We start from the raw sequence: 26246 nt of genomic DNA, 5'->3' as shown, positions 1-26246 counted from the left end.
ACCCACCACGCACAGGATGACACCATGATCAGAGACCCGGAAACCATCAAGCTGCTGCAAGACAGCATTGCGCGCTTCGTGAATGAACGTCTGGTACCGCTGGAAGCCCAGGTGGCCGAAACCGACCAGATTCCCGACGACGTCGTGGCGGACATGAAGGAACTGGGTCTCTTTGGCATGTCCATCCCCGAAGCCTATGGCGGCATGGGCTTGACCATGGAAGAAGAAGTGCTGGCCGGGTTTGCGGTGGCGCAGACCTCGCCCGCCTTTCGCTCGCTCTTTGCCACCAACAACGGCATAGGCGCACAGGGCATCGTGCTGGATGGCACACAGGCACAGAAGGACTTCTATCTGCCGCGCATTGCCACCGGTGAAATCATCGGATCGTTTGCGCTCACCGAACCCGATAGCGGATCGGACGCCGCCAGCCTGCGCACCACTGCAGTCCGAGAGGGCGACGTCTATGTGATCAACGGCACCAAGCGCTACATCACCAACGCGCCCGAGGCCGGCATCTTCACCGTGATGGCGCGCAGCGACACAACCCGCAAGGGCGCGGACGGCATCTCTGCCTTCATCGTCGAGAAGGGCACACCGGGGTTGTCACTGGGCACCATCGACAAGAAGATGGGACAGAAGGGAGCGCACACCTGTGACGTGATCTTCGACAACGTGCGCGTGCCCGCAACCAACCTGATTGGCGGCGTGGAAGGCATAGGCTTCAAGACCGCCATGAAGGTGCTGGACAAGGGCCGCATCAACATTGCCGCGGCCAGCGTGGGTGCAGCCGAGCGCATCCTGCGCGATGCGATCCGCTACGCCAAGGAGCGCAAGCAGTTCGGAAAGGCCATCGGCGAGTTCCAGCTGATACAGGCCATGCTGGCCGACAGCCATGCCGACATCTATGCCGCGCGCTGCATGGTGCTGGATGCCGCACGCCGACGCGACGACGGCCACAACGTCAGCACCGAGGCGGCCTGCGCCAAGATGTTTGCTTCCGAGATGTGCGGCCGCGTGGCCGACCGCGCCGTGCAGATATTTGGCGGTGCCGGTTATCTGGCCGAATACGGCATCGAGCGCTTCTACCGCGATGTGCGTCTGTTCCGCATCTTCGAAGGCACCACCCAGATCCAGCAACTGGTGATCGCCCGAAACCTCCTGCGCGACGCCTGAATCTCCCCCGATATCTTCTTCACAAGGTAACAACATGAAAGCAATGGTCGCGGTCAAACGCGTGGTGGACTACAACGTCAAGGTGCGGGTCAAAACCGACGGCACAGGCGTGGATATTGCCAACGTCAAGATGAGCATGAACCCCTTTGACGAGATCGCTGTGGAAGAGGCGGTGCGCCTGAAGGAAAAGGGCGTGGTCACCGAGATCATCGCCGTCTCCTGCGGTGTAGCCCAGTGCCAGGAAACCCTGCGCACCGCCATGGCCATTGGCGCAGACCGCGCCATCCTGGTGGAAACCGCTGCCGACCTGCAACCCCTGGCGGTTGCCAAGCTTTTGAAGGCTTTGGTGGACAAGGAACAGCCCGGCCTGGTGATCCTGGGCAAGCAGGCCATTGATGACGACTGCAACCAGACCGGCCAGATGCTGGCGGCCCTGGGCGACTGGCCCCAGGCCACCTTTGCAAGCAAGGTCGAAGTGGTGGATGGCAAATTGAAGGCCACGCGCGAAGTGGACGGCGGCTCCGAGTCCCTGTCCTTGACCCTGCCGGCCATCATCACCACCGATCTGCGCCTGAACGAGCCGCGTTATGTGACGCTGCCCAACATCATGAAGGCCAAGAAGAAGCCGCTGGAGACCGTCAAGCCCGAAGACCTGGGCGTGGATGTGAACCCGCGCATCAAGACATTGAAGGTCAGCGAGCCCCCGGCTCGCAGCGCCGGTATCAAGGTGCCTGATGTGGCCACATTGGTCGACAAGCTCAAGAACGAGGCGAAAGTCATCTAAGAACACCGCGACAAGGAACACACACCATGACATCCCTCGTTATTGCCGAACACGACAACGCCAGCATCAAGCCCGCAACCCTCAACACCATCACCGCTGCCACCCAGCTCGGTGGCGATGTGCACGTGCTGGTGGCTGGCCACAACGCCGCTGCCGCAGCCGCACAAGCCGCCCAGATCAGCGGTGTAGCCAAGGTCATCCATGCCGATGAGGCCGGTCTGGCCCACGGCCTGGCAGAAAACGTCACCGCCCAGGTGCTGGCCATTGCAGCCAACTACAGCCACATCGTGCTGGCTGCCACGCCCTCGGGCAAGAACATTGCGCCGCGCATTGCCGCCAATCTGGATGTGGGTCAGGTGAGCGACATCACCAAGGTGGTGAGCCCCGATACCTTTGAACGCCCCATCTACGCGGGCAACGCCATTGCTACGGTACAAGCCACGGACGCGACCAAGGTGTTGACCGTGCGCACCACGGGCTTTGACCCGGCAGCCGCCACCGGTAGCAGTGCGGCAGTGGAAACTGCAAGTGCAGTGGCTGCAGCAGCGAGCGTCACCTTCCTGGGCTCGGAGATTGCCAAGAACGATCGCCCGGAGCTGACCAGCGCCAAGATCATCGTCAGCGGTGGCCGCGCCCTGGGCTCCTCCGAGAAGTTCACGGAAGTCATCACCCCGCTGGCCGACAAGCTCAATGCAGCCATGGGTGCAAGCCGTGCGGCGGTGGACGCGGGCTACGCGCCCAACGACTGGCAAGTGGGCCAGACCGGCAAGATCGTGGCGCCGCAGCTCTACATTGCCGTGGGCATCAGTGGCGCCATCCAGCACTTGGCCGGCATGAAGGACTCCAAGGTGATCGTGGCCATCAACAAGGATGGCGAGGCTCCGATCTTCTCCGTGGCCGACTATGGCTTGGAGGCGGACCTCTTTACCGCGGTGCCCGAACTGACAGCTGCGCTCTAGGAACCACCCGCATGTACGAACCGCATGACGGCGTGGCCGTAGTACGCCTGGACAACCCTCCCGTCAACAGCCTGGGCCACCCGCTGCGACAGCACATCCACACCGCCGTGCAGGCCGCACTGGCGGATGCGGATGTGCGCGCCCTGGTGCTGGTCGGCAACGACAAGGCCTTTTCCGCCGGTGCCGACGTGACGGAGTTCGGCAAGCCCGCACAGGCCGCCTACCCCATCCTGCCGGATGTGCTCGCGCAGCTGGACGCGTCGACCAAACCCGTCGTGGCAGCCATCGGTGGCATGGCACTGGGCGGCGGACTGGAGCTGGCGCTGTGCTGCCATGCCCGCGTGGCATTGGCCTCTGCCAAACTGGGTTTGCCTGAAGTGAATCTGGGGCTGATACCCGGTGCCGGTGGCACACAGCGCCTGCCGCGTCTGGTCGGTGTGCACCTGGCGCACAGCCTGATTCACAGTGGCGCGCCGCAGACTGCCCGCCAGCTGGAATCCAGTGGCTTGCTCGACAAGGTGGTGGACGATGGCTTGCTGAAAGCGGCCTGCGCTCTGGCCCTGGAGCTCGGTCGCCATCCACAGGGATTGATACGGGCACGTGACCGCGCACCGGACGTACAAGCCACGCACCGCTTCATTGCAGAGCAGCGCGACAAGCTCACGCCGCGCCAGCGCAAACAGCCTGCCTCCAATGCCGTGCTGGATGCGCTGGTCGCCAGCGCCGGTGACTTTGATGAAGGCCTGCGCACCGAGCGCGCATTGTTTCTGGAGCTGCTGGGCAGCACAGCCGCCAAGGCCTTGCGCTACCAGTTCCTGGCCGAACGGGAAGCCGGCAAGCCTGCGGCCGCCGGCCAGGCCACTGCCCGCGCCGTGCACAGCGTAGCGATCGTGGGTGCCGGCACCATGGGTTCGGGCATTGCCATCAGCGCGCTGGACGCCGGCCTGAATGTGGTGCTGCTGGAGCAGGATGCGGCCGCGCTGCAGCGCGGTCAGGCCCGCATCAGCCTGCACTACGCCACGCGCGTATCCGCGGGCAAGATGAAGGCCGCCCTGGCTGCCGCCAATGAAGCGCGCCTGAACCCGACGACCGATTGGAGCCAGATCGCGCAAGCCGACCTGGTCATAGAAGCGGTGTTTGAAGACCTTGCCGTCAAGCAGGAGGTATTCAGGACAATCGACACCCACGCGCGCGCCGGCGCAGTGCTGGCCACCAACACTTCGTACCTGGATGTGGACGCCATTGCCAACGCCACCAGCCGACCGCAGGACGTGCTGGGCCTGCACTTCTTCAGCCCCGCCAATGTGATGAAGCTGCTCGAAGTGGTGCGCGGCAGTCGCACCGCGCCCGATGTGCTGGCCACCGGCATGGCGCTGGGCAAGACCCTGAAGAAGATACCGGCCCAGACCGGCAATGCCTTTGGCTTCATCGGCAACCGCATCTACAACGCCTACCGCAAGCAGTGCGAGTTCATGCTGGAAGACGGCGCCCTGCCCGAGGAGGTGGACGCCGCCCTGGAAGACTTTGGTTTTGCCATGGGCCCGTTCAAGGTGGCCGACCTCTCGGGCCTGGACATCGCCTGGCGCATGCGCAAGTCACAAGCGGCCACGCGGGACCCACGCGCGCGTTACGTGGACATCCTCGACACGCTGTGCGAACAGGGACGCCTGGGCCGCAAGAGTGGCGCGGGCTACTACACCTATACCGACGGCAAGCCGTCACCCACGGTGGACGCTGCGGTGCGCCGGATCATTGAAGAGGCGTCCGCACGCCGTGGCATACAGCGACGCACGTTCGCAGCCGACGAGATCGTGCGCCGCGCCCTGTTGGCCATGGTGAACGAGGCTGCGCTGCTACTCAGCGAAGGCGTGGCCAGCCGCGCCAGCGATGTGGATGTGGTCCTGGTGCAGGGCTACGGCTTTGCGCGCTGGCAAGGTGGCCCGGTGTTCTGGGCACGCCAGCAGGACCAGGCCAATCTGACGCGCGATCTGCAGCAGTTGGCGCTGCAGTCCGGCCATGGATTTCATGTGGCCGATCTCTCTGTTCTCTTTTCAACCTGACGCTGCACCGCGTACACACACGACATGAACCACGCCTTTATCTGCGATGCCATCCGCACGCCCATAGGCCGCTATGGCGGCGCACTCAGCAGCGTGCGCACCGACGATCTGGCCGCTTTGCCCATCCAGGCGCTGATGCAACGCAACGCGCAGGTGGATTGGAACCAGCTCAGCGATGTGTACCTGGGTTGCGCCAACCAGGCCGGCGAAGACAACCGCAACGTGGCCCGCATGGCCATCTTGCTGGCTGGCTTGCCGGTGGAAGTGCCGGGCGCCACCCTGAACCGCCTGTGCGGCTCCGGCCTGGACGCGGTTGGCACTGCTGCACGGGCCATACGTGCGGGCGAGGCCGACATGCTGATCGCCGGTGGCGTGGAGAGCATGAGCCGCGCGCCCTTTGTGATGCCAAAGGCCGAGAGCGCCTTCAGCCGCAACAACGCGGTGCATGACACCACCATCGGCTGGCGCTTCATCAACCCGGCCATGAAAGCGCGCTACGGTGTGGACTCCATGCCCGAGACGGCCGAAAACGTCGCCAGGGAATTCGGCATCAGCCGTGCAGACCAGGACCTGATGGCCCTGGCCAGCCAGACCCGTGCACTGGCCGCGCAGCAGGCAGGCCATCTCGCGCGCGAGATCGTGCCCGTCACCCTGCCGAGCAAGAAGGGCGAGCCCATCGTCGTCCGCCAGGACGAGCATCCGCGTGCCACCACGCTGGAAGCCCTTGGCAAGCTCAAGCCCATCGTCAGCCCCGACGGTAGCGTGACTGCAGGCAACGCCAGCGGCGTCAACGACGGAGCCTGCGCCCTGCTACTGGCCGACGAAGCCACGGCTCTACGCAACGGTCTGACGCCGCGGGCACGCATTGTGGGCATGGCCACCGCCGGCGTGGCGCCGCGCGTCATGGGCATAGGCCCGGCACCTGCCACGGAAAAGCTGCTGGCGCAAAGCGGCCTGACACTGGCGCAGATGGACGTGATCGAACTCAACGAAGCCTTCGCCGCACAAGGGTTGGCGGTGCTGCGCATGCTGGGTCTCTCTGACGATGATGCGCGCGTGAATGCCTGGGGAGGCGCTATCGCGCTGGGCCATCCCCTGGGCGCAACCGGCGCGCGCCTGGCCACTACCGCGGTGAACCGCCTGCATACCGGCGGCGGCCGCTACGCCCTGTGCACCATGTGCATTGGCGTGGGCCAGGGCATCGCGCTGATTCTGGAACGTGTCTGAGCAAAGGGAGGAGCGGCCATGGGCAAGACGGTGGTGTACGAAGTGAAGGTGATGTTCGGCGACTGCGATCCCGCAGGCATTGTGTTCTTCCCCAACTTTTCCAAATGGATGGACGCTTCTTCGCTGAACTTCTTCATGCAATGCGGCGTTCCGCCCTGGCGCGAACTCGAGAGGATCAACGGCATCATCGGCACGCCTCTGCTGGAGATCAACACCCGCTTCAAAAGCCCCGCCACCTACGGCGAGACGCTGCAGGTGCATACCTCGGTGATCGAATGGGGCTCCAAGGTGCTGACGCAGAAGCACGTCATCATGCGGGGCGACACCCTGATCTGCGAAGGCACCGAGAAGCGCGCGTTCTGCGTGCGCCTGACCGGTGAGTCTTATCGCATCAAGGTGGTGCCAATTCCGCAGGACATCCGCGAACGCTGCAGCTGAAATTTGCCAATTGCGCGTCGTCGCGCGTGGGGCCGGGGTAACGGCCTCATGCGTCTGGGGTCGCAAAATCGGCCGTCACCCCGGCCCCACGCGCGGCGGCGCTCCCTGGGATTGAGACGTTACAGCGACTGCAGGCTCAACATCGCGTCGAGTGCCTGTGCGCGAAACTCGCGCGGGCTGCGGCCTGTGTGCTTGCGAAAGAAGCGGCCGAAGTATGTCTCGTCGGCAAAGCCCAGGCTGAAGGACAGCTGCTTGATGGAGCTAATGGTGTAGACCAGATCACGCTGGGCCTCATGCACCACGCGCGCGTTGATCACGTCCATGCTGGACATGCCCAGTTCCTCGCGGCACAGACGTGTGAGCTGGCCGGCGGTGATGCCCATCATTTCGGCATAGGCAGAGACAGACAGATGCTTCTTAAAATTCTGCTCCACCAGCGCGCGGAATTTTTCGATCTGCGCGACCTTGCGCGTGTTGGCCTTGGGAATGGCCTGGCGCTGTGCATCCGACAATCTGGCGATCTGCACGCACAGGGCGGTGAGCAGCGACATGCCCGCAGCCATCTGGCCCTGGGCATGGATCTGCGTTTCGCGCTCGATGGCCAGGAAGATCGGCATCATGGCCTGGGCGTGCACGTTGTCGGCATTCACCGGGATCAAGGCGGGTTTGCGCACCAGCGTCAGCAGGTCCGGCATCAGCAATGCAGCCACCGATTCCAGCGGCCCTTGCGCGGCCGTCACCACCGGACCGTTGGTGGTGGTGTCGAACACGAAGCCATGCACGGTTTGTGCAGGAATGACGATCAGGCAGGGTGCGGTGGCCGTCAGCCGGGCACCGTCCAGGATGACTTCACAGCCGCCTTCGGTGAGATACAGGATCTGGATGAACGCATCGTGCTTGTGCGGACTGATGTTCCAGTTGTATGGACGAGAGCGTTTGGGGATCCACTCGAAGTCGAACAGGTTGTTCCAGCTGGCCTGCACCTGGTCACCGTAGAGCGCGTAATTGGGAATAACTTTGGTGGCCACAGTGCGTCCGTGAGTGATGCACGAATTGTCTGAATCTTGGCGGGAATTGTCAAACCGCGCAGCACGGCGAAACAGAACAATCCGGCATCCCCCAAGAAAGAACGAAATGAACAAGAGACAAGGCGACTGGTTGGGTCTGCAAGAACAGGTATGCGTGGTCACCGGTGCGGCCAGCGGCATTGGCGCTGCGGTGGCACGCGAGCTGGCCGCGTGCGGTGCCAAGGTGGCACTGCTGGACCGCGACGGTGACGGATGCAACAGGCTGGCAGCAGAACTCGGTGCCGCAGGCGCAACAACACTTGCGGTGCCGTGCGACATCAGCAACGAAGCGCAGGTGCAGGCCGCTGCGGCGCAGGTGCTGAAAACGCTGGGGCCTTGCCATGCATTGATCAACAACGCCGGCATGCTGCGCTCCGGCACATTGAACGATGTGAGCCTGGAAGACTGGAATGCGGTGCTCGCCGTCAACCTCACCGGCTACCTGCTGTGCGCGCGCACCTTTGCCGCGCAGATGCGTGAAGTCGGCGGCGGCAGCATCGTGCATGTGGCATCCATCTCGGCCCTCACGCCGCAGACCAGCAGCGGCGCCTACAGCGCCAGCAAGGCCGGTGTGCTGCTGATGTCGCGCCAGATGGCGGTGGAATGGGGGCCGCAGGGCATTCGCAGCAATGCGGTCTGCCCCGGCATGATCCGCACTGCGCTCTCCGCCAAGTTCTATGAGGTGCCGGGCTTTGAAGCCAAGCGCGCCGCCGTCACTGCCAGCCGCCGCGTCGGCGAGCCGCAGGACATTGCCGATGTGGCGGTGTTCCTGGCCAGCCCGCGCTCGGCCTATGTGAATGGTGCCCAGCTGTCGGTGGATGGCGGCATGTCGTCCATGCTGATGGACATGGTGCCGCGCCCTGGCTTCAACACCACTGCCTGATAAACAAAAAAGAGGAGCAACACTATGTCGAACAACTTTGCATGCGATCTGGTCATCGTGGGATCGGGCGCCGCAGGCCTTGCCACTGCCATCACCGCCAAGAAGCGCGGGCTGGATGTGGTGGTACTGGAAAAGGAACCCGTCTTTGGCGGCACCACCGCACTGTCCGGCGGTGTGCTGTGGATTCCCATGGGGCCGCATGGCCGCAAGCAGAACCCGGCCGATACGCGCGAGGCGGTGCGCCGTTACATGATGGAAGAGACCGGCAGCTACTTTGATGAAGCCGCCGTCAACGCCTTTCTGGACTACGGCCCGAAGATGGTGGAGTTCTTCGAGCGCGAGACTGCCATGCAGTTCGTGCCCACGCTCTACCCGGACTACCACCCCACGGTGCCGGGCGGCGTGGACATAGGCCGCTCCATCCTGGCCAAGCCCTTTGACATCCGCGGCCTGGGCAAGGACATGGCACGCCTGAAGCCACCGCTCAAGACCATCACCTTCATCGGCATGATGTTCAACTCGTCCAATGCCGACCTCAAACATTTCTTCCAGGCCACCAAGTCGCTCACGTCCTTTCTGTATGTGGCCAAGCGTCTTGCCACCCATTTAAAAGAACTGGCGGTCTATGGTCGCGGCATCCAGGTGACCAGCGGCAACGCGCTGGCCGCGCGGCTGGCCAAGTCGGCGCTGGACTTAGGGGTTCCCATTCGTACCAGCACGGCAGCGCGCCGCATGGACCTGCAGGATGGCAAGGTGCGTGGCGTCATCGTCCAGGGCGAAGGCGGCGAATACACCATCACCGCACGCCACGGTGTGGTGTTGGCCTGCGGCGGCTTTCCTCATGACGTCAAGCGCATTGCCAAGGCCTATCCGCATGTGGCGCGCGGCCACCAGCATCTGTCTCCCACACCGGTCAGCAACACCGGCGATGGCCTGGCCATGGCCGAAGCGGTGGGTGCTACCGTGGACATCGTGTTCAAGGACAGTGCGGCCTGGATGCCGGTGTCCCGCGTGGACTACGGCAAGGGTGAGATCGGTGTGTTCCCGCATCTGCTGGACCGCTACAAGCCCGGCATCATCGGCGTGCTGCAGAACGGCAAGCGCTTCTGCAACGAGTCCGAGTCGTACCACGACGTGGGAGCTGCCATGGTGCGTGCCTGCGCGGGCCAGAAAGAAACCGCCATGTGGCTGGTGTGTGACAAGACCACGCTGGGCAAGTACGGCATCGGCTTTGTGAAACCGTCGCCCATGCCCTTCGGCAAGTTCCTGCGCAATGGCTACCTCATCAAGGGCAACACCCTGACCGAGCTCGCCCACAACGCGGGCATCGATGCCGCAGGTCTGGAAGCAACCGTGCGTGAATTCAACACCGGTGCGGTCAAGGGCGTGGACACGCAGTTCGGCCGCGGCACCACCAGTTTCAACCGCTACCTGGCCGACCCCGCCAACCTGCCCAACCCCTGTGTGGCGCCGGTGCAGAACGGTCCCTTCTTTGCGGTCAAGGTCATCATGGGCGACCTGGGCACCTTCGACGGCATCAAAACCAGTGTGGTGGGCGAGGTGCTGCAGCGCGACGGATCGCCCATACCCGGCCTCTACGCAGTGGGCAATGACCGCGCCAGCGTGATGGGTGGCAACTACCCCGGCGCCGGCATCACGCACGGACCCAACATGACCTTTGGCTACGTCACCGCCAACCACATTGCCGATCGGGCCGGAGCAAAGGCATGAGCGCCCCTGCACTGCCGCAGACACTGCAACCCCATCTGCAACGCCCGCTGGTGGACCACCGCATCTACACGATTGCGCTGCGCAAGATGCCGGAGTTCCTGGAGGTCTTCAACCGCCTGGCTATGCCGGTGCTGATGCAGACCCTGTGCCACCCGGTGGGCTTCTACACCAGCCTGGTGGGGCCGCAGAACCAGTTCATCCACCTCTGGGCCTACGAGGATCTGGCCGACTACGAACGCCGCTGCCATGCCCGCGATACGCATCCGGACTTCCCGGCCTACATGGCCGCGTCCGGGCATCTGATCACGGCGCAGGAGACGCGACTGATCAAGGGCGTGGCCATGCCCGGCCTGGTGCTTCCCAAGGTGTGAGCATGGCCGCACCACGACAACACGCATTGGTCACCGGCGCAACCGGGGGCATTGGGCGCGGCATCTGCCTGGCCCTGATTGCGCAGGCACAACGCGAAGGTCATGCGCTGCACATTTCAGCCGCCGCATCGCAACCGGGCGAGAAGCTCGACGCGCTGGTGGCCGAACTGCGTGCCCTGGGCATCAGCGCCCATGGCGTGGCCGGCGACATCACCGATCCGGCCCAGTGCGCCAGGCTGGTGTTCGAGGCGCACGGCCACGGCGGCGACATCAGCACCCTGGTCTGCAATGCGGGCAAATCCGGCCCCGGCAAACTGGCCGACTTGCCCATGGCCGAGTGGGACCTGACCTTCAACCTCAACACCCGTTCTGCGTTTCTGCTGGCGCAGGCAGCACGCGAACAACTGGTGCGCACGCGCGGCAGCATTACCGCCGTGGCGTCCATGTCCGGCCTGTCACCACACCCCGGCTACGGCGCCTATTCGGCGGCCAAGGCAGCCCTCATCATGCTGTGCCGCCAACTGGCACAAGAGTGGGCAGCCGACGGCATCCGCGTCAACACCGTATGCCCCGGCATGATCCGCACCCCGCTGACCGAGCCGGTGTACCAGGACGCTGAAACGCTGGCGCGCCGCGAGGCGCTGGTGCCGCTGGGGCGCATAGGCCGTGCCGACGACGTGGGCCAGGCCGTGGCTTGGCTCAGCAGCGCGGCTGCCAGCTACATCACCGGCCAGAACCTGGTGGTGGACGGCGGCGTGAGCGAACACATGCTGGCCATGATTCCCGGGCGCCCCGGCAAGCCGCCGGTGCAGCACTGATCACAGCCCGGTCTTGAACCGGGTGTAGAGCCGCGTCATCAAGCGGCGCGTGTCGGGCTTGCGGACTTCGTAGAACTGCGCCTTGTTGGCCAGATAGTCGTCTGGCGGGAAGGCGATGGCATTGGCCAACACTTCGGGCCTGATGTATTTGCGGGCCGCCAGATTCGGGCTGGTGAACATCACCTTGTTGGTGATCTCGGCCTGCACTTGGGGCCGCAGGATGTAGTTGATCCAGGCGTGGGCATTTTCGGGGTGCGGCGCATCGGCGGGAATCATCATGGACTCGAAACCGAACTGGCTGCCGTTGGGTGGCAGCGGCGCTTCGATGTGCACCGACTTGCCGCCTTCCCGGGCCTTGTTGTTGGCGTTGTTGAAGTCGCCGCTGTAGCCAAGGGCCACACACAGGCTGCCGCTGGCCAGGTCGTTGATGTAGCCGTTGAAGCTGAACAGGGCGATGTCCTGGCGCACCTTCTGCAGCATGGCAAAGGCCTCGTTGTAATCGGACTGGGTGTTGCTGAACGCCGGCTTGCCCACATAGATCAGCGCCGAGGGGAACAGGTCGCTGGCACTGTCCAGAATCGAGATGCCGCACTTCTTGAGCCGGTCTGCGTAATGCGGGTTGAACACCAACTCGAACGGATTGGCCGGAATGGCTTCACCGCCCAGCGCCGCTTTCACCTTCTCGGCGTTGTAGCCGACGCTGACTGCGCTGCCCAGCCAGGGCACCATGTACTGGTTACCTGGGTCGAGCCTGGCCATCATCTGCATCACCGCGGGCTGCAGATTGCTCCACAGCGGCAGCTTGCTGCGGTCCAGCTTTTGCACCAGACCTCCGTCCATCAGGATGCGACCGAAGTCACTGGAGGGCACGATGATGTCGTAGCCGGTGCGACCGGCAATCATCTTGGCCAGCAGGATTTCGTTGGAGTCGAAGTTGTCGTAGCGCACGCGGATACCGGTCTCGGCTTCAAAGGCCTTGACGGTGTTCTCACCGATGTACTCCGACCAGTTGTAGATGTTGAGGACTTTCTCATCCGCTGCGCGGGCACCAGGGCTGGCCAAGGCCAGCAGGGCCATCACCACCGGTGCCAGGCCGCGCTTCATGAAGGAATGCAGTTTCATACGGTTTCTCGCTTGGGTTCAGTGGTTGGAAGCATGCTGCTCGGCCAACAGGCACAGCATCTCGGCGGCAATCTGCGCGGCAGCCAGCGCGGTGATATCGCTGTGGTCGTAGGCAGGTGCCACTTCCACCACATCCATGCCCACCCAGCGCAAACCCACCAGCTTGCGCAGAATGGCCAGCGCCTGTGCCGAACTCAGGCCACCCGCCACGGGGGTGCCCGTGCCCGGCGCGTACGCCGGGTCTAGGCAATCGATGTCAAAGGTCAGGTAGGTGGGGTGGTCGCCCACGATGCTGCGCACCTTCTGCACCGTGGCGGCTACGCCGTGCTCGTGCACCCAGTCGGCGCCCAGCACCTGCACACCCATGAAGTCCTCGTTCCAGGTGCGTATGCCGATCTGCACCGAGCGCTGCGGGTCTATCAGCCCGTCCTTGATGGCCTTGTAGAACATGGAGCCGTGGTTCAGGGACAGCGGCTCGTCATCCGCCCAGGTGTCGCAGTGCGCATCGAAGTGGATGATGGACAAGGGCGCACCATGTTGCTCGGCATGGGCCTTGAGCAGCGGGTAGGTGATGTAGTGGTCGCCCCCCAGTGTGAGCATCTGCGCGCCGGAGGCCAGTATCTTTTGTGCATGCGCATGGATGCTGGAGAAGACGGTGAGCGGGTTGTGCGGGTCCAGCCAGCAGTCGCCGTAGTCGATGACCGACAGGCGATCACACGGCCCATAGCCCCAGGGGTGCAGCATCTCGTTCATCTGCACCGAGGCAGCCCGTATGGCGGCCGGCCCCAGACGGGCGCCGCTGCGGTAGGTGGTGGCCAGGTCCAGCGGCACGCCGGAGACCACCACATGGGCATCGCTCAGATCCTTGGTGTACTGGCGGCGCATGAAGGAGAGCACGCCGGCAAAGGTGTTTTCCTTTTCATAGCCTCTTTGGTTGCTGCGGGTGATGGCGCTATCGCCATGGGTGGTGGGGTCGGTCATAGGGGTTCCTGTCATGCAGGCAATGGTCCGGGATTTACCCCGCCCAAGCAATTAGCTATGCTTGGTTAGAAATTAATTTAATTAATACTATGAGCCAGCCACTGCCCCCATTCAAGAGCCTGGTGGCATTCGATGCCGCCGCCCGCCTGGGCAGCTTCTCCCGCGCGGCCGAAGAGCTGTCGCTGACCCAGTCAGCTGTCAGCCAGCAGTTGCTCAAGCTGGAGGAGTCGCTGGGCCAAAGCCTGTTCTTTCGCAATGGCAAGGGCGTGGGGCTCACTGCCGCTGGCGAACTGCTGCACGAGACCGTGCGCGAGACCCTGTCTCGCCTCTCCGCCGGGCTGGACCGGATCGAACCCTACAAGAGCCAGGACTCGCTGCTGATTGCCTGCCCGGCCGACTTTGCCCAGGGCTGGCTACTGTCGCGCCTGGACGCCATGCGGCGCGACCATCCGGGTGTGGAAATCTGGTTCATCACCGCCAACACGGTGCGCGAGATCGACCGCATCGACGTGGACCTGGTGATCTCTCGCCGCCCCATCCACACCGCCGATGTGGAATGTGCCGCCTTGGTGGAAGACTATGCCGTGGGCCTGTGCGGCCCGCTGACCGCGCAGCGCATAGGCGCCACGCCCTACCCCAAGGTATTAGAAAAAGCACCGCTGCTGATGCTGGAGAGCGAACCCCAATGGGACGGACGGCTGTCGACCCCAGCCTTGAAAAAACTGCGCATCACGCGCGGCGCCACCATGGACGACAGCCGCCTGCTGCTGGAAGCCACCATGCGTGAGCAGGGCATCAGCCTGATGTCGCACACCATCGCCGAGCAGGCCCTGCGCGAGCAGCGCGTGGTGATGCTCACGCAGATCCCCACCGTGTCGCGGCAGCGTTTCTGGCTGATGCGCTCTCGGCTTACACCGCGCACGCCGTTTGCCAACTTGGCGTTTCAATGGTTGCTCAAGGCCGCACGCGAACCCTGAGCGCGCGGCAGGTATAGTGCCCCGACATGGTCAACATCCCCCCCTTTCGCATCCTGCTGGCCCGGCCCCGTCTGTTGATCAGCATCGGCATGGGTCTGGCCACCTACCTGTGGTTGCCGCAGTCCATTGCGCACCAGATGGTGACCCGCGCCCTGATCGGCTGGAACGTCACCGCGGTGCTGTATCTGTTGCTGGCCCTGGTGATGATGGCGCGCTCCTCGCACGACCGCATGCGTGAGCGGGCGCTCAAACAGGACGAAGGCAGCACAGTGATTCTGGTGCTGGTGATCACGGCGGCCATGGCCTGCGTCGGTGCCATCGTGGCCGAGCTGGGCATCGTCAAGGAACTGCAGGGAGAAATACGCTACGCCCACATCGCGCTGGCGGCGCTGACGATTGCGACCTCCTGGGTGTTCACCCAGACCATGTTTGCCCTGCATTACGCGCACGATTACTACGCCACGGCCACCCGAGGCGCCCATGGCGGCCTGGACTTTCCCGGCAACGAGCCGCCCGACTACGCCGACTTTCTGTACTTCGCCGTGGTGATCGGCACCTCGGCCCAGACCGCCGACGTGGCACTGAGCAGCCGCCGCATGCGCAGGACCGGCATCGTGCATTGCATGCTGGCCTTCTTCTTCAACACCACGCTGCTGGCGCTGACCATCAACATCGCATCCGGCCTGTTCTGAGGCCGCAGCCCCTTAGGCGGCGCGGAAGTGCGCGCTGTCCATCACACGCAGCGGCTGTGCCACCTGGGGCGTGAATTCCATCTGGTCCAGGATGTCGCGCTGCAGGTCAATGCCCGGTGCGATTTCAAACAGCTCGATACCTTGCGCCGTGAGCCGAAAGCTGCCGCGCTCGGTGAGGTAGAGCACCTCCTGTCCGCGCACCAGACCCTGCGGTCCGCTGAAGGTGATCTGGTCCACGCGCTGCACCAGTTTCTTCACGGCCCCCTGCTGCAGCACCCGCATCTGCCCGTCACCGGTCTGCAGCTGCACCCCCTTGGCCGCCAACGTGCCGCAGAACACCACCTTGCGGGCGTTCTGGGCAATGTCGATAAAACCGCCGGGTCCCACGGTGATGCCGCCCAGGCGCGAGACGTTGACGCTGCCCTCCTGGTCGAACTCGCCAAAGCCCAGAAAGGCCACGTCCAGCCCGCCACCGCCGTAGAAGTCGAACTGCGTGGCCGCGTCCAGCATGGCCGTGGCATTGCGCGCGTAGCCGAACAGCACGCCGTCCATCAACGTACCGCCGTAGGTGCCGTGCTCGATGGTCTGGTAGATGCGGTGGTGCTCGTTGCGCGCGGCAATCATCTTGGCCACCGCGTCGGGCACACCCACGCCGTAGTTGATGATGGGGCGCGCCTTGCCGGTGTTGAAGATCTCCTGATAGGCGCGGCGTGCCACCGCCTGCCGCTCGCCAAAGGCTTCCTGCGCGGCAGCCACTTCGGCCGCATGGTCGGCGGCTTCACTGGCCGCACGCTCCTGCCCCGTGAGCTCGCCACTGAAGGCCGGATCAAACGGAATGGCATAGCTGACCTGCTGGTTGGCATCCACCACGATGGCGTCCATCCAGGCACCGGGAATGCGCACCTCGCGCGCCTTGAGCGCGCCCTTGGGCAGACGCTCGCGCACCTGCACGATGACCTTGCCGCCGCTGTTGCGCGCAGCCAATGCCAGCGACTGCGCGTCCAGATTGGCCGCCTCGTGCTCGAAGCTGATGTTGCCCTCTTCATCCGCGGCACTGGCACGCACGATGGCCACATGGATGGGGAACGGTTTGTAGCGCAGGTACTCGTGACCATCCATCTGGATGACCTCGGCCAGATCGTCACGGGCCGCTTCGTTCATGCGGCCACCACCATGGCGCGGGTCGCACACGGTGCCCAGGCCCACGTGGGTGATGAGGCCGGGCCGGCCCGCGCCGATCTCGCGCATGAGCTGGCTGGAGACGCCGCCGGGCAGGATGTAGGCCTCGATCTTGTTGTCGCGTGCAAGCTGCTGCATGGCCGGTGACCAGACCCAGTGGCCGCCTATGACCTTGCGCACCAGGCCTTCGTGGGCAAAGCAGTTCATGCCCTTGGTTTTCTTGTCGCCTATGCCCAGGGCGTGAACGAAGCTGAGGTTGCGCGGGGATTGGGTAGTGAGGAAGCGGTGTTGCACGGCCTCAAACATATGGGTGGCTTCCATCAGGCCACCACCGCCGCCCATCAGGCCTATGGTGTCGCCGTCGTTGATGAGGTTTGCCGCTTCGGCGGCTGTCATGAATTTGCTCATGGTCTTGTCTCTTGTTGGGTTATGGGCTGGCGTCGAAAAGCCAAAGGTGTTTGCACGAGGGGTAGTCCTCCGCTGCGCGCCGCAGCCGGAGCAAGGGGATGGGCGGGCGACGATTTCTGGTACTCCAGCATGAGGAGTCCGCCCATCCCCTTGCTCCGGCCCACGCCAACGCCACCCCGCATGAGCGCAAACTACCGATTCACATCAAACAAAGCAGCACCCTTCTTCAGGGTGCTCTTGGCAATGACCCCGCGGTGAATCTCACTGGTGCCATCAAAGATGCGGTAGATGCGCGCATCGCGGTAATAGCGTTCAATCGCCAGCTCCTTGCAGAACCCCATGCCACCGAAGATCTGCACCGCCCGGTCTACCACGCGCCCCAGCGTCTCGGCCGCATGCACCTTCACCATGGCCACCTGCTCACGCGCATCCAGCCCCTGGTCCATCATCCAGGCCGCGTGGTACACCATCCAGCGCGCCGCGTTGATCTCGATCACGCTGTCGGCGATCTGCTGCTGCACCATCTGGAAGTCACCGATACGGGTGTTGAACTGCTTGCGGTCGTTTGCATAGCCCACCATCAGCTCGCACACATGGCTGGCCTTGCCCACCGCGCGGGCGCCCACCTGGGCCAACCGCACCACATTGAGTGCACCCATGGCGAGCTTGAAGCCCTGGCCCACTTCGCCCAGCAGAGCGGCATCTTCCAGCGCCACGTTGTCGAAGAACAGTTCCAGATGCGGCGTGCCACGCAGGCCCATCATTTTCTGGTCCTTGCCCACGGTGAAGCCGGCCAGGCCCTTGTCCACCATGAACATGCTGATCTCCTTCTCGCCGGTCTTGGCCGAGACCAGGAAGAAGTCGCTCCACTCGCCGTCGCTGATGAAATGCTTGCTGCCGTTGAGCACCCAGCCCGCATCGGTCTTCTTTGCGTTTGTCTTGATACCGGCCGCGTCCGATCCGGCGCCGGGCTCGGTGATGGCGATGGCGCAGGTGCGCAATCCTTCCACCGTGGGCTTGAGCCAACGCTCCACCTGTGGACCTTTGCAATGCAACAGCGGTTCATACACATTGCCGAAGGCGCGACGAATCAGGTAGTCGCTGGTGTGGCCGAACTGCTCTTCGCACAGGATGCGGTCCAGCACCGAGAGGCCGCCACCACCCAGCTCCGCCGGCATGTTGAGCGCGTACAGGCCCAGTGCCTTGGACTTGGCATGCAGGGCCTGCGCCTTGGCTGGGTCCAGCGCGCCGTGCGCTTCGAGTTCATCTTCCAGCGGCTTGCATTCTTCGGCGATGAATCGACCCACGGTGTCGATCATCATCTTCTGTTCTTCGTTCAGGGAAAAGTCCATGGTCTTGCTTTCGGTATTTCAAAGGGAGTCGGGTGGTTCGGCTAAGGAAACACCGGAACTCAGGCGCTGCTGAACCAGCGCGCTCCAAAGAAAAACGGCAGACGCGAGATGCGGTCAACGGCAATCAGCATGGCAAGGCCCTGGTTCTCTAACCGCGTGGTTCCACGAACGGGCGGCTGGCGGCCATGCAGATGGCAGCCCACTCGCTCGGGTCGGCATGGGCTTCGCGCGCAAGGTTCACCACCTCCACACTGATGGGCAGGTCTGCCGGCAAGGCGTCAAACAGGCCCTGCACGTCAATGGTTCCGTCGCCGGGCAACAGGCGCTCGCAGCGCGCCGTATGGATCATTTCTTCGGTGGTGAAGTGGGTGCCGGCCACCGCATCGCAGATCTGCGCGTAATGCAGCAGCGCGCGCGGAATGGCACGTATGTCATCCAGCGTGGTGTGTGAGCGGCCCACATGCAGGGCGTCCACCAGAATGCCCGCGTTGGATGGCATGCCAGCATTGCGGATGATGCGCAGGGCGCTGTTGGCATCGGGCACTGCCGTCCAGGGCATGAACTCCAGGTCTGCGGTCATGCCGTAGGGCTGCATCACTTCGCACAGGCGCGCGTAGTTGGCCGTGAGGCGCGCTTCGTCTTTGTCATCGCCCGCCACCAGAATGGCTTTGGCTTTCAACGCCGCACCGGCGTCGTACAGGGCGTCCCATGTGTGCGGGTCGAACTGTTCACCGATGCGGATGATCTCCAGATCAAACACACCCACGCCTGTGTCCTGCTGCGCGGCCAGCGTCTCGCGCAGCACGTCGGGCTGGCCCAGCAGATGCTGTTGCGGCGCGCCCGGCGCATTGGGCCACAGGCGCAGACCCACAAAGGCGTAGCCGTTGGCCGAGGCAACCCGGATCGCCTCGGGTGGCGTGCAGCGGTGGGAAGTCAGATAGGCAAGAGAGTAGGTGCGCATGTTCAGAAGCCCTGGGAGTGCGTCATTTCAAAGGGGAAACCGGTGTAGGCAGCGCAATGGTGGACACCATATTGGTGGTCAGATGCGCCGGGCCGCCCTTGGGTGGCCAGATGCCTTGCGCAACCGCATCGGCGCGTGCCTTGCTGCGCGCATCCAGCGTGGGGTAGGCCCAGATGTTGGTGAAGCGCAGCGGGCCATCCAGTGCCACCATGGCCACCACGCAGGGCGAGAGTTTTTCGCGCGGCGGCACGTATTGCTCCCACAGGTCAATCGTGGGCTGCACGCCGCCGGTCTTGATGCCGTAGGTGCGTATCTCGTACACCGGCCCCACGATGCCGGACTCGGCACTGGGGCGCACTGGCTTCATCCAGGGGAAGCCTTTGTAGCTGTGCTGTTCCAGCGTCTGAAAAATGTCGCCGCAGCCGAGCGGACTGGCGCTCTTCTGCGTGCGCTCGCGCTCGGCTTGCAGCGTGGCTAGATCGGCAAAGCCACGCAGCACGATCATCTGGTTGAGCACGCCGATGTCGGTAAACCAGCAACCCAGCAGTTCGCCCTGGGCGTCCGCAGAGGTGGCATAGGCCTGCACGTTGGTGGCAGCGGTGCCTGCGGTGCCGAAAGGCAGGGTCATGGTGGCGAGTTCGTAGTACATGGTGGTTGGATCTCTTGGTTAGTGGTTTTCAAGGTGGGGCTCAGTGGGGGGCGGGGAGGAGTGGGTAGGCCGTTTCGGTAGGTAAAGGAGGAGCCCGAAGGGCGGGGGACACGGACGAAACGGCCTACCCACTCCTCCCCGCAGCGTGGTGCGCCGCGATAAAACCGAAGGTCATGGCCGGCCCCAGCGTGATGCCGCCGCTGGGATAGTTGCCGCCCATCATGCTGTTCATGTCGTTGCCACCGGCATACAGGCCAGCGATGGGCTTGCCTTGTGCGTCAAGCACCTGGGCCTCGTTGTTCACGCTCAGACCGGCAAAGGTACCCAGGCTACCCGCGACCACCTCGACGGCATAGAAAGGGGCGCGTGCAAGCGGCGCCATGCAGGGGTTGGACAGGCTCTGGCGTTGTGCTTCCACGGAATCGCCCTGGATGCGGTTGTAAGGCGTCTGGCCTTTAGCAAATTCCTGGTCCACACCGGTCAGCGCCATCTGGTTGTAGCGCTGCACCGTGCGCTCCAGCCCCAGCACGCTGATGCCACAGTTGTTTGCCAGCTCGGCCAGTGTGGTGCCGCGCTGGAGGTAGCCGTTGTCCAGCATGGGGCTCAACGGCATGGGCGCAGGCTTGACTGCGCCCAGCCCATAACGCCGGATAAAGGCGTGGTCGCACACCAGCCAGGCCCGCACCGTCTGCCCTTTGGGCGTGACGCGCAGCAGGCCTTGCATGAAGTCGTGGTACGAATCGGCTTCGTTGGTGAAGCGCTCGCCCTTGTCTGTCACTGCTATCAGCCCCGGCTTGGCACGTTCGATCAGATGCGGGAAATGCGCCACGCTGCCGTCGGCGCGCGGCACCAGCGATACCGGTGCCAGTGCGGCGGCCTGCACCAAATCTTTGGCCACCACACCACCCGTCGATTCGCCCAGGCGCAGGCCATCGCCGGTGTTGCCACGCGAGGCGGCGGACCAGTGCTCCACACCCGTTTCAGCGTGGGGCAGCAGTTCCTTCTTGCGTTGCACGTCATGCGGAAAGCCGCCACAGGCCAGCACCACGCCGCAGCGCGAGCGCACCGTGACATCGCCCTGTGGGCCAGCCAACACGGCACCCACCACTCGGGCGTCCTCGGTCAGCAGGCGCTTGGCGGGGCTGCTGGTGCGGATGTCCACGCCCTTCTCGAAAGCTGAAGCGGCCAGCGCGGCCACCAGCGCATTGCCGTTGACACGGCGCATGCCACGGCCATGCAGCAGCAGGTCGCGCCCGTAGCCCAGCACCCGACGCGCCACGTACCAGAACGAAGCAGGTTTGCGCAGCGCATTCAGAAAATGACGCAGCTCCGCACCTGATGCAATACCCATGCCCCACAGCGTGGTCTCCGGCAGAGGCGGCTTGAGCGCAGCGATGCGCGGCCCCAGCCGCCTGGCGTCAAAGGGCGCCGCGCAAATCGAGCGTCCGCCCGTGGATGCATCGGGCGTGTTGCCATGGAAGTCGGGGATGCCATTGCCATCAATGAATTGCAGCGCCGTGTTGTTGCGAAAGAACTCCACCATCTTCGGCCCGGCCTGCAAGAACGCCAGCGCACGGGCTTCGTCAAACTGCGCGCCCAGTTCATGGCGCAGGTAGGACAGGGGCACGCTGATGTCTTCCACAATGCCCGCCTCGGTGGCCAGCGGGTTGCGCGGTATCCACATCCAGCCCCCCGACCACGCGGTGGTGCCGCCGTATTGCGGGTCCTTCTCGGCCACGATGACCTTCAGCCCCAGATGCGCGGCAGTGACCGCGGCGGACAACCCACCGGCGCCGGAACCGATGACCAACAGGTCGCAGTCCAGCACCGGCGTTGCGTAGGAAGTTGCAGACATGGTTTATAGAAACGCGCTTTGACTCAGGGTGCGTAGATGGGCGTGCGTCCGGCACTGGCCGGCACGCCGGAGTGCATGCCCGTCTTGGCAAAGAAGGGCGATGCACTGCTGGCGGCTGCCAGTTGATGGGCCACGTTCACCAGTTCAGCCGCCAGGCCTTGCATGCGCTCCAGCGACAGGCGCACGGTGGGCCCCGCGATGGTCAGCACACCGATGGCCGGCTGGTTGGCAAAGCGCACCGGCGCAGAGATGGCGCTCAGGCCCAGGGAATAGGTATCTATCGTGATGCTGTAGCCGCGCGCACGCGTGGCCTGCACCTGGGTCATGACTTCCTGCAGGGTGGTAGGCGCGTTGGGACCAAACTCTTCGGGCTTGCCCAGCCCCTGGCGGGATACGCAGGCCAGCGCATCGTCATCGCTCATGGTTGAAAGCCAGGCCCAACCGGAGGATGAGCACGACAGGCGCGCATCACTGCCCATGTCGGGGTCGTAGCGCAGCCCTTGGCGTGCGCCCTGGGCTCGCGCCACCCAGGTCAGGCGCTCGCCGTCCACCACCGACAAACGCGTCAACTCACCCGAGACTTCGGCCAGGTGATTGAGCAACGGCTGGGCAATATCCACGATGCCGCTGTTGCTGAGGTAGGACAGGCCCATGGCCACCAGCTTGGTGGTGAGGATGTAGTCGCCGTGGTCGCGCGTCTGGCGCACGTAGCCGTACTTCACCAGATCGGCCAACAGGCGGTGCGTGCCGCTGCGGGGAATGTTGAGCTGGTCGGCAATGGCGGCAAGCTCCAGGCCTTCGCCATGCTTGGACAGCAATTCCAGAATGCCCAGGGTTCTTTCCAGCACGCCGCTCATGCTGCTGCCCCTGGCAGTTGTACGGTGTTGCCGGTACTCGCCGCCTCGCTCACCGCCAGCGTGGCCTGCAGGGTGCGCAGGCCGTCCAGCGCACTGCACAGCGGCGCCTCGGCACCGGCAATGACGGCTGCAAAGTGCTGCAATTGCATGGTGTAGGGATCGTCCTTGTGGACGAAGGTTTTCTCCTGCGTCATCTCGGCGTACCAGCTGCGCTCGCCGCGGTAGCTCCAGAGCTGCAGGTCAGGCAGCGAGAGCGAGCCATGCGTTCCGGCAATGAAGTGCGACTGCACGTTCTGGCGCGGGTACTGGTCCTGCTCGGCGGCACAGAAGTCCCAGCACCAGGGCGCGGTGGCAGTGTCAGACAGCACCACCGTGCCCAGCGCACCATTGGCAAAACGCAGCACGGCAGCGGCCGTGTCTTCCACCTCAAAGCCGCGCACCGCGTTGCTGCCCAGTGCCTGCACTGTGGTGATCTCGCCGCACAGAAAGCGCAGCATGTCGATTTCGTGGATCAGGTTGATCAGGATGGGGCCGCCGCCCTTGCTGCGGCGCCAGGCGGCATCAAAGTACGTATCGGGCTTGAAAAAGGTGGCCATCACATTGGCACTGACCATGCGGCCCAGGGTGCCGTCCTGCACGATCTTGCGGGCACGCCGGTTGATGGGGTTGTGGCGGCGGTGGTGCCCCACCAGCACGGGCACGCCCGTGCGCGCCTGCACATCCACCAGCTGCTGTGCCTCGGCCACGGTATCGGCCACGGGCTTTTCCACCAGTGCCGCAACACCACGCTCCAGGCAGTCCACGGCTTGGGTGATGTGCAGGGAATTGGGTGTGGCCACGATGGCACCCTGGGGTTGGATGCTGTCCAGCAAGTCCATGTGGTTGGCAAACCAGGGCACGTTCAGGCTCTGCGCCATAGCCTTGGCCGCGTCGCTGGGGTCGGCAATGCCTGCCAGATTCAGGTTGCTGCTGCGGGTGATGCGGTCGATATGGGTGCGGCCAATGCCGCCGGCGCCGAACAAGGCAATCTGGGTCTTGGAAGAAAGGGACATGGTTATGGCGATCCGTGGTGTTTGCGCCAGTGTAAATAAAATCGGAACATAAATCAATAGTTGAACATCATTCCACTTTTATGTACCATTCACCCACTTTTTCAAAAAACCATTTGCGAGACCTCTCCATGTCCGACCCGCTCAACGGTGCTACCCGTGTCCATTTCATCGTGGGTGACCCAATCGCCCAGGTAAAGTCCCCCGCCGGCGTAACCCAGGCCTTTCACGACCACGGCAATAACGCCTACGTCATGCCGGCCCATGTGGCTCCTGCCGATCTGCCCGCCTGGGTGGCCGGCGTGTCACTGGCCAAAAATGTGGACGGCATCATCGTCACCGTGCCGCACAAATTTGCCTGCCACGACCTGTGCGGCAGCACGTCAGAGCGCGCCGCATTCCTGCACACCGTCAACACCATGCGCCGCAACCCCGACGGCAGCTGGCATGGCGACATGTTCGACGGCCTGGGCTTTGTCTCCGCCATGCGTGACAACGGCTGCGAGCCCCAGGGCAAGAAGGCTCTGCTGGTGGGCGCTGGCGGCGCCGGTTCGGCCATTGCCCATGCGCTGGTCACGGCCGGTGTGCGAGAGCTGGCCATTTACGACGAGGACAGCACGCGGCGCGAGACCCTGATCCAGCGCCTGGCCGGTCTCCAGCGTTGCCCAGTGACCAGCGGCAGCGCCGACCCCAGCGGCTTCGATGTGGTGATCAACGCCACCCCGGTCGGCATGAAGGACGGCGACCCCTATCCACTGCAGGCCGACAAACTCAGCGCAGACATGTTTGTCGGCTGCGTCATCACCCAGCCCGCCATCACGCCGCTGATTGCCGCGGCGCGTGCCAAGGGCTGCAAGACCATGACCGGGGCGCACATGTTTGGCCGCGTGCGTGACCTGATGGTTGACTTCCTGCTGGGCAGATAACCATGGAAGTGCTCACAACCCTGCCTGCCACCGCCGGCTACGACGTGGTGGTCATAGGTGCCGGCGGTGCCGGCATGTCCGCCGCGCTGTTTGCCGCCATGGACGGCGCCCGGGTGCTGCTGGTGGAACACACGCAGTACGTGGGCGGCACTACCGCCTGGTCGGCCGGAACCACCTGGGTTCCGGGCACGCACCATGCAGCCAAGGTGAACCCCGCCGACACGCTGCAAGCCGCCCGCACCTACCTGGACGCAGCCATCGGCAACCATGCCGCACCCGCCATGCGCCAGGCCTTTCTGGACCATGGAGCCGCTGCCGTCAAGCGCCTGGAGGCACAGAGCGATTTGCAGTACCGGCCCTACCCCAAACACCCCGACTACATCTCCGACCTGCCCGGTTCCACCCTGAACGGGCGTGCACTGGAGCCGCTGCCGTTTGACGGGCGGCTGCTGGGTGATCTGTTCGGTCTGATCCGCCCACCCATTCCCGAATTCACCGTGCTGGGCGGCATGATGGTGGACCGCACCGACATCAACCACCTGCTGGGCATGACGGGCTCCTGGGCCTCGTTCCAGCACTCCGTGCGCATCATCCTGCGCCACGCCGCAGACCGGCTGCGCTACCCGCGCGGCACACGGCTGGTGATGGGTAACGCCCTGATTGCACGGCTGCTGTATTCGCTCTCCAAACGACCCAACGTGACACTGGCGCTCAACACTTCGCTGGAGCAGCTGGGCGATGCGGACGGCCCGGTGCATAGCGTGGTACTCCGCCAGAACGGCAAGCTCTGCACGGTGCAGGTCAAGGGTGGTGTGGTGTTGGCATCGGGCGGCTTCAACCGCAATGCCGCCGAACGCCAGAAGCGGCTACCCGGCGGCAATGAAGCCTGGTGCCCCGGTGCTCCCGGCCACACCGGTGTGGCACTGGAGCTGGCGCGCCAACACGGCGCCCACTTTGCCACGGGAGGCAAGAGCGACGCCTTCTGGGCACCGGTGTCGCTGCGCAAGCGCGCCGACGGCAGCACCGCCGTGTTCCCCCACTTTGTGATGGACCGCGCCAAGCCGGGCTTTATCACCGTCAACCAGGCAGGCAAGCGCTTCGTCAACGAAAGCACCTCCTACCATCTGTTCGGCCTGGCCATGCAGGAGGCCCACAAGACCAGCCCGTCCGTGCCAGCCTACCTGGTATGCGATGCCGAGGCCCTGCGCAAATACGGTGTCGGCATGGTGCGCCCGGGCGGCAAGGGACTGGCACCCTTTCTGGCCGATGGCTACCTGACCGAAGGCGCCACACTCGAAGAACTAGCAGCCAAGCTGGGCGTGGATGCACAAGGACTGGTCGCCAGCGTGCAGCAGATCAACCGCTATGCCGAAACCGGCGTGGACCCGGACTTCGGCCGCGGCGTGACGGCCTACCAGCAGAACATCGGCGACGCCACGGCGGGCCACAAGAACCCCAACCTGGGCCCGATTGCCACTGCACCGTTTTACGCGGTCAAGCTCTACCCGGGCGACATAGGCGCTTCCACGGGCCTTGCAACCGACACCCAAGCACAGGTGCTGGGCGACGACGACCAGCCCATAGGCGGGCTCTACGCGGTGGGCAACGACATGCACTCCATCATGGGCGGCGTCTACACCGCTCCGGGCATCACCATCGGGCCGGGTTTGGTGTTTGGCTGCATCGCAGCGCAGCACGCCGTCGCGCGCGCCAGGAGCTGATACACC

24 protein-coding genes are annotated in these 26246 nt (G+C 64.2%); 14 read left to right on the top strand and 10 right to left on the bottom strand.

What is annotated here, in order from left to right:
- The first annotated feature begins 24 nt into the window (after nt 1-24).
- From AAGF34_RS12480 to AAGF34_RS12455, 6 genes are read left to right on the top strand one after another with little or no spacing between them, the layout of a single operon-like run.
- Nucleotides 25-1173: an acyl-CoA dehydrogenase family protein gene (locus AAGF34_RS12480; protein WP_342620924.1), complete on the top strand. Its 1149-nt coding sequence runs from the start codon at nt 25-27 to the stop codon at nt 1171-1173.
- A 34-nt stretch (nt 1174-1207) separates the two neighbouring features.
- A complete protein-coding gene (locus tag AAGF34_RS12475; RefSeq protein ID WP_342620923.1) occupies nt 1208-1957 on the top strand; it encodes an electron transfer flavoprotein subunit beta/FixA family protein in 750 nt (249 codons plus the stop codon).
- 26 nt (nt 1958-1983) lie between these two features.
- The gene (locus AAGF34_RS12470; protein ID WP_342620922.1) at nt 1984-2916 is read left to right on the top strand and encodes an FAD-binding protein; all 933 of its coding nucleotides are present in this window, start codon (nt 1984-1986) and stop codon (nt 2914-2916) included.
- Nucleotides 2917-2927: 11 nt separating this feature from the next.
- Nucleotides 2928-4976, top strand: coding sequence for a 3-hydroxyacyl-CoA dehydrogenase NAD-binding domain-containing protein (locus AAGF34_RS12465; RefSeq protein WP_342620921.1), 2049 nt, complete (start codon nt 2928-2930; stop codon nt 4974-4976).
- 24 nt (nt 4977-5000) lie between these two features.
- Nucleotides 5001-6203, top strand: coding sequence for a 3-oxoadipyl-CoA thiolase (pcaF, locus tag AAGF34_RS12460; RefSeq protein WP_342620920.1), 1203 nt, complete (start codon nt 5001-5003; stop codon nt 6201-6203).
- Between the two features lie 18 nt (nt 6204-6221).
- Nucleotides 6222-6641, top strand: a complete 420-nt coding sequence (locus AAGF34_RS12455) for a thioesterase family protein (protein ID WP_342620919.1) — start codon at nt 6222-6224, stop codon at nt 6639-6641.
- Between the two features lie 119 nt (nt 6642-6760).
- On the opposite strand, the gene AAGF34_RS12450 is transcribed toward AAGF34_RS12455, so the two are convergent.
- A complete protein-coding gene (locus AAGF34_RS12450) occupies nt 6761-7669 on the bottom strand; it encodes a helix-turn-helix domain-containing protein (protein WP_342620918.1) in 909 nt (302 codons plus the stop codon).
- Nucleotides 7670-7775: 106 nt separating this feature from the next.
- On the opposite strand from AAGF34_RS12450, the gene AAGF34_RS12445 reads away from it, so the two are divergent.
- From AAGF34_RS12445 to AAGF34_RS12430, 4 genes are read left to right on the top strand one after another with little or no spacing between them, the layout of a single operon-like run.
- The gene (locus tag AAGF34_RS12445) at nt 7776-8591 is read left to right on the top strand and encodes an SDR family oxidoreductase (RefSeq protein WP_342620917.1); all 816 of its coding nucleotides are present in this window, start codon (nt 7776-7778) and stop codon (nt 8589-8591) included.
- Nucleotides 8592-8615: 24 nt separating this feature from the next.
- Complete coding sequence (locus AAGF34_RS12440; RefSeq protein ID WP_342620916.1) at nt 8616-10322, top strand: FAD-dependent oxidoreductase; 1707 nt, start codon at nt 8616-8618, stop codon at nt 10320-10322.
- Nucleotides 10319-10693: an NIPSNAP family protein gene (locus AAGF34_RS12435; protein WP_342620915.1), complete on the top strand. Its 375-nt coding sequence runs from the start codon at nt 10319-10321 to the stop codon at nt 10691-10693. Before AAGF34_RS12440 ends, AAGF34_RS12435 begins: the two co-directional genes overlap by 4 nt.
- Before the next feature lie 2 nt (nt 10694-10695).
- Nucleotides 10696-11511 (top strand): SDR family NAD(P)-dependent oxidoreductase, encoded by an 816-nt coding sequence (locus AAGF34_RS12430; RefSeq protein WP_342620914.1) that lies wholly within the window; start codon nt 10696-10698, stop codon nt 11509-11511.
- Here AAGF34_RS12430 and AAGF34_RS12425 read toward each other — a convergent pair whose 3' ends face one another.
- A complete protein-coding gene (locus AAGF34_RS12425; protein WP_342620913.1) occupies nt 11512-12633 on the bottom strand; it encodes an extracellular solute-binding protein in 1122 nt (373 codons plus the stop codon).
- Between the two features lie 18 nt (nt 12634-12651).
- The gene (gene speB / locus AAGF34_RS12420) at nt 12652-13614 is read right to left on the bottom strand and encodes an agmatinase (protein WP_342620912.1); all 963 of its coding nucleotides are present in this window, start codon (nt 13612-13614) and stop codon (nt 12652-12654) included.
- Between the two features lie 89 nt (nt 13615-13703).
- Between speB and AAGF34_RS12415 the strand changes: the two genes are divergently transcribed.
- Both AAGF34_RS12415 and AAGF34_RS12410 read left to right on the top strand, forming a co-directional pair.
- Complete coding sequence (locus AAGF34_RS12415) at nt 13704-14591, top strand: LysR substrate-binding domain-containing protein (protein WP_342620911.1); 888 nt, start codon at nt 13704-13706, stop codon at nt 14589-14591.
- Between the two features lie 26 nt (nt 14592-14617).
- Entirely contained in the window at nt 14618-15283 is a 666-nt protein-coding gene (locus tag AAGF34_RS12410) for a DUF1345 domain-containing protein (protein ID WP_342620910.1), read from the top strand.
- Between the two features lie 12 nt (nt 15284-15295).
- Here the strand turns inward: AAGF34_RS12410 and AAGF34_RS12405 are convergent, their stop codons facing one another.
- From AAGF34_RS12405 to AAGF34_RS12375, 7 genes are all read right to left on the bottom strand, one after another.
- On the bottom strand, nt 15296-16870 hold the full coding sequence (locus tag AAGF34_RS12405) for a CoA-transferase (RefSeq protein ID WP_342620909.1): 1575 nt from the start codon (nt 16868-16870) through the stop codon (nt 15296-15298).
- A 191-nt stretch (nt 16871-17061) separates the two neighbouring features.
- Nucleotides 17062-18222 (bottom strand): acyl-CoA dehydrogenase family protein, encoded by a 1161-nt coding sequence (locus AAGF34_RS12400; RefSeq protein ID WP_342620908.1) that lies wholly within the window; start codon nt 18220-18222, stop codon nt 17062-17064.
- Nucleotides 18223-18370: 148 nt separating this feature from the next.
- Entirely contained in the window at nt 18371-19183 is an 813-nt protein-coding gene (locus tag AAGF34_RS12395) for a TIM barrel protein (RefSeq protein ID WP_342620907.1), read from the bottom strand.
- Nucleotides 19184-19205: 22 nt separating this feature from the next.
- Entirely contained in the window at nt 19206-19832 is a 627-nt protein-coding gene (locus tag AAGF34_RS12390) for an NIPSNAP family protein (RefSeq protein WP_342620906.1), read from the bottom strand.
- A gap of 124 nt (nt 19833-19956) precedes the next feature.
- The gene (locus AAGF34_RS12385; RefSeq protein WP_342620905.1) at nt 19957-21687 is read right to left on the bottom strand and encodes an FAD-dependent oxidoreductase; all 1731 of its coding nucleotides are present in this window, start codon (nt 21685-21687) and stop codon (nt 19957-19959) included.
- Between the two features lie 23 nt (nt 21688-21710).
- Complete coding sequence (locus AAGF34_RS12380) at nt 21711-22544, bottom strand: IclR family transcriptional regulator (RefSeq protein ID WP_342620904.1); 834 nt, start codon at nt 22542-22544, stop codon at nt 21711-21713.
- On the bottom strand, nt 22541-23596 hold the full coding sequence (locus AAGF34_RS12375) for a Gfo/Idh/MocA family oxidoreductase (protein ID WP_342620903.1): 1056 nt from the start codon (nt 23594-23596) through the stop codon (nt 22541-22543). The genes AAGF34_RS12380 and AAGF34_RS12375 overlap by 4 nt, the downstream gene beginning before the upstream one ends.
- Nucleotides 23597-23724: 128 nt before the next feature.
- Here AAGF34_RS12375 and AAGF34_RS12370 point away from each other — a divergent pair, with 128 nt between their 5' ends.
- Nucleotides 23725-24519, top strand: coding sequence for a ThiF family adenylyltransferase (locus AAGF34_RS12370; protein ID WP_342620902.1), 795 nt, complete (start codon nt 23725-23727; stop codon nt 24517-24519).
- 2 nt (nt 24520-24521) lie between these two features.
- Nucleotides 24522-26240, top strand: a complete 1719-nt coding sequence (locus tag AAGF34_RS12365) for an FAD-dependent oxidoreductase (RefSeq protein WP_342620901.1) — start codon at nt 24522-24524, stop codon at nt 26238-26240.
- Nucleotides 26241-26246 lie beyond the last annotated feature (6 nt).

The sequence above is a fragment of the Rhodoferax sp. GW822-FHT02A01 genome (assembly GCF_038784515.1).
Taxonomy (GTDB): Bacteria; Pseudomonadota; Gammaproteobacteria; order Burkholderiales; family Burkholderiaceae_C; genus Allorhodoferax.
This window is presented reverse-complemented; position numbering and strand designations above follow the sequence as displayed.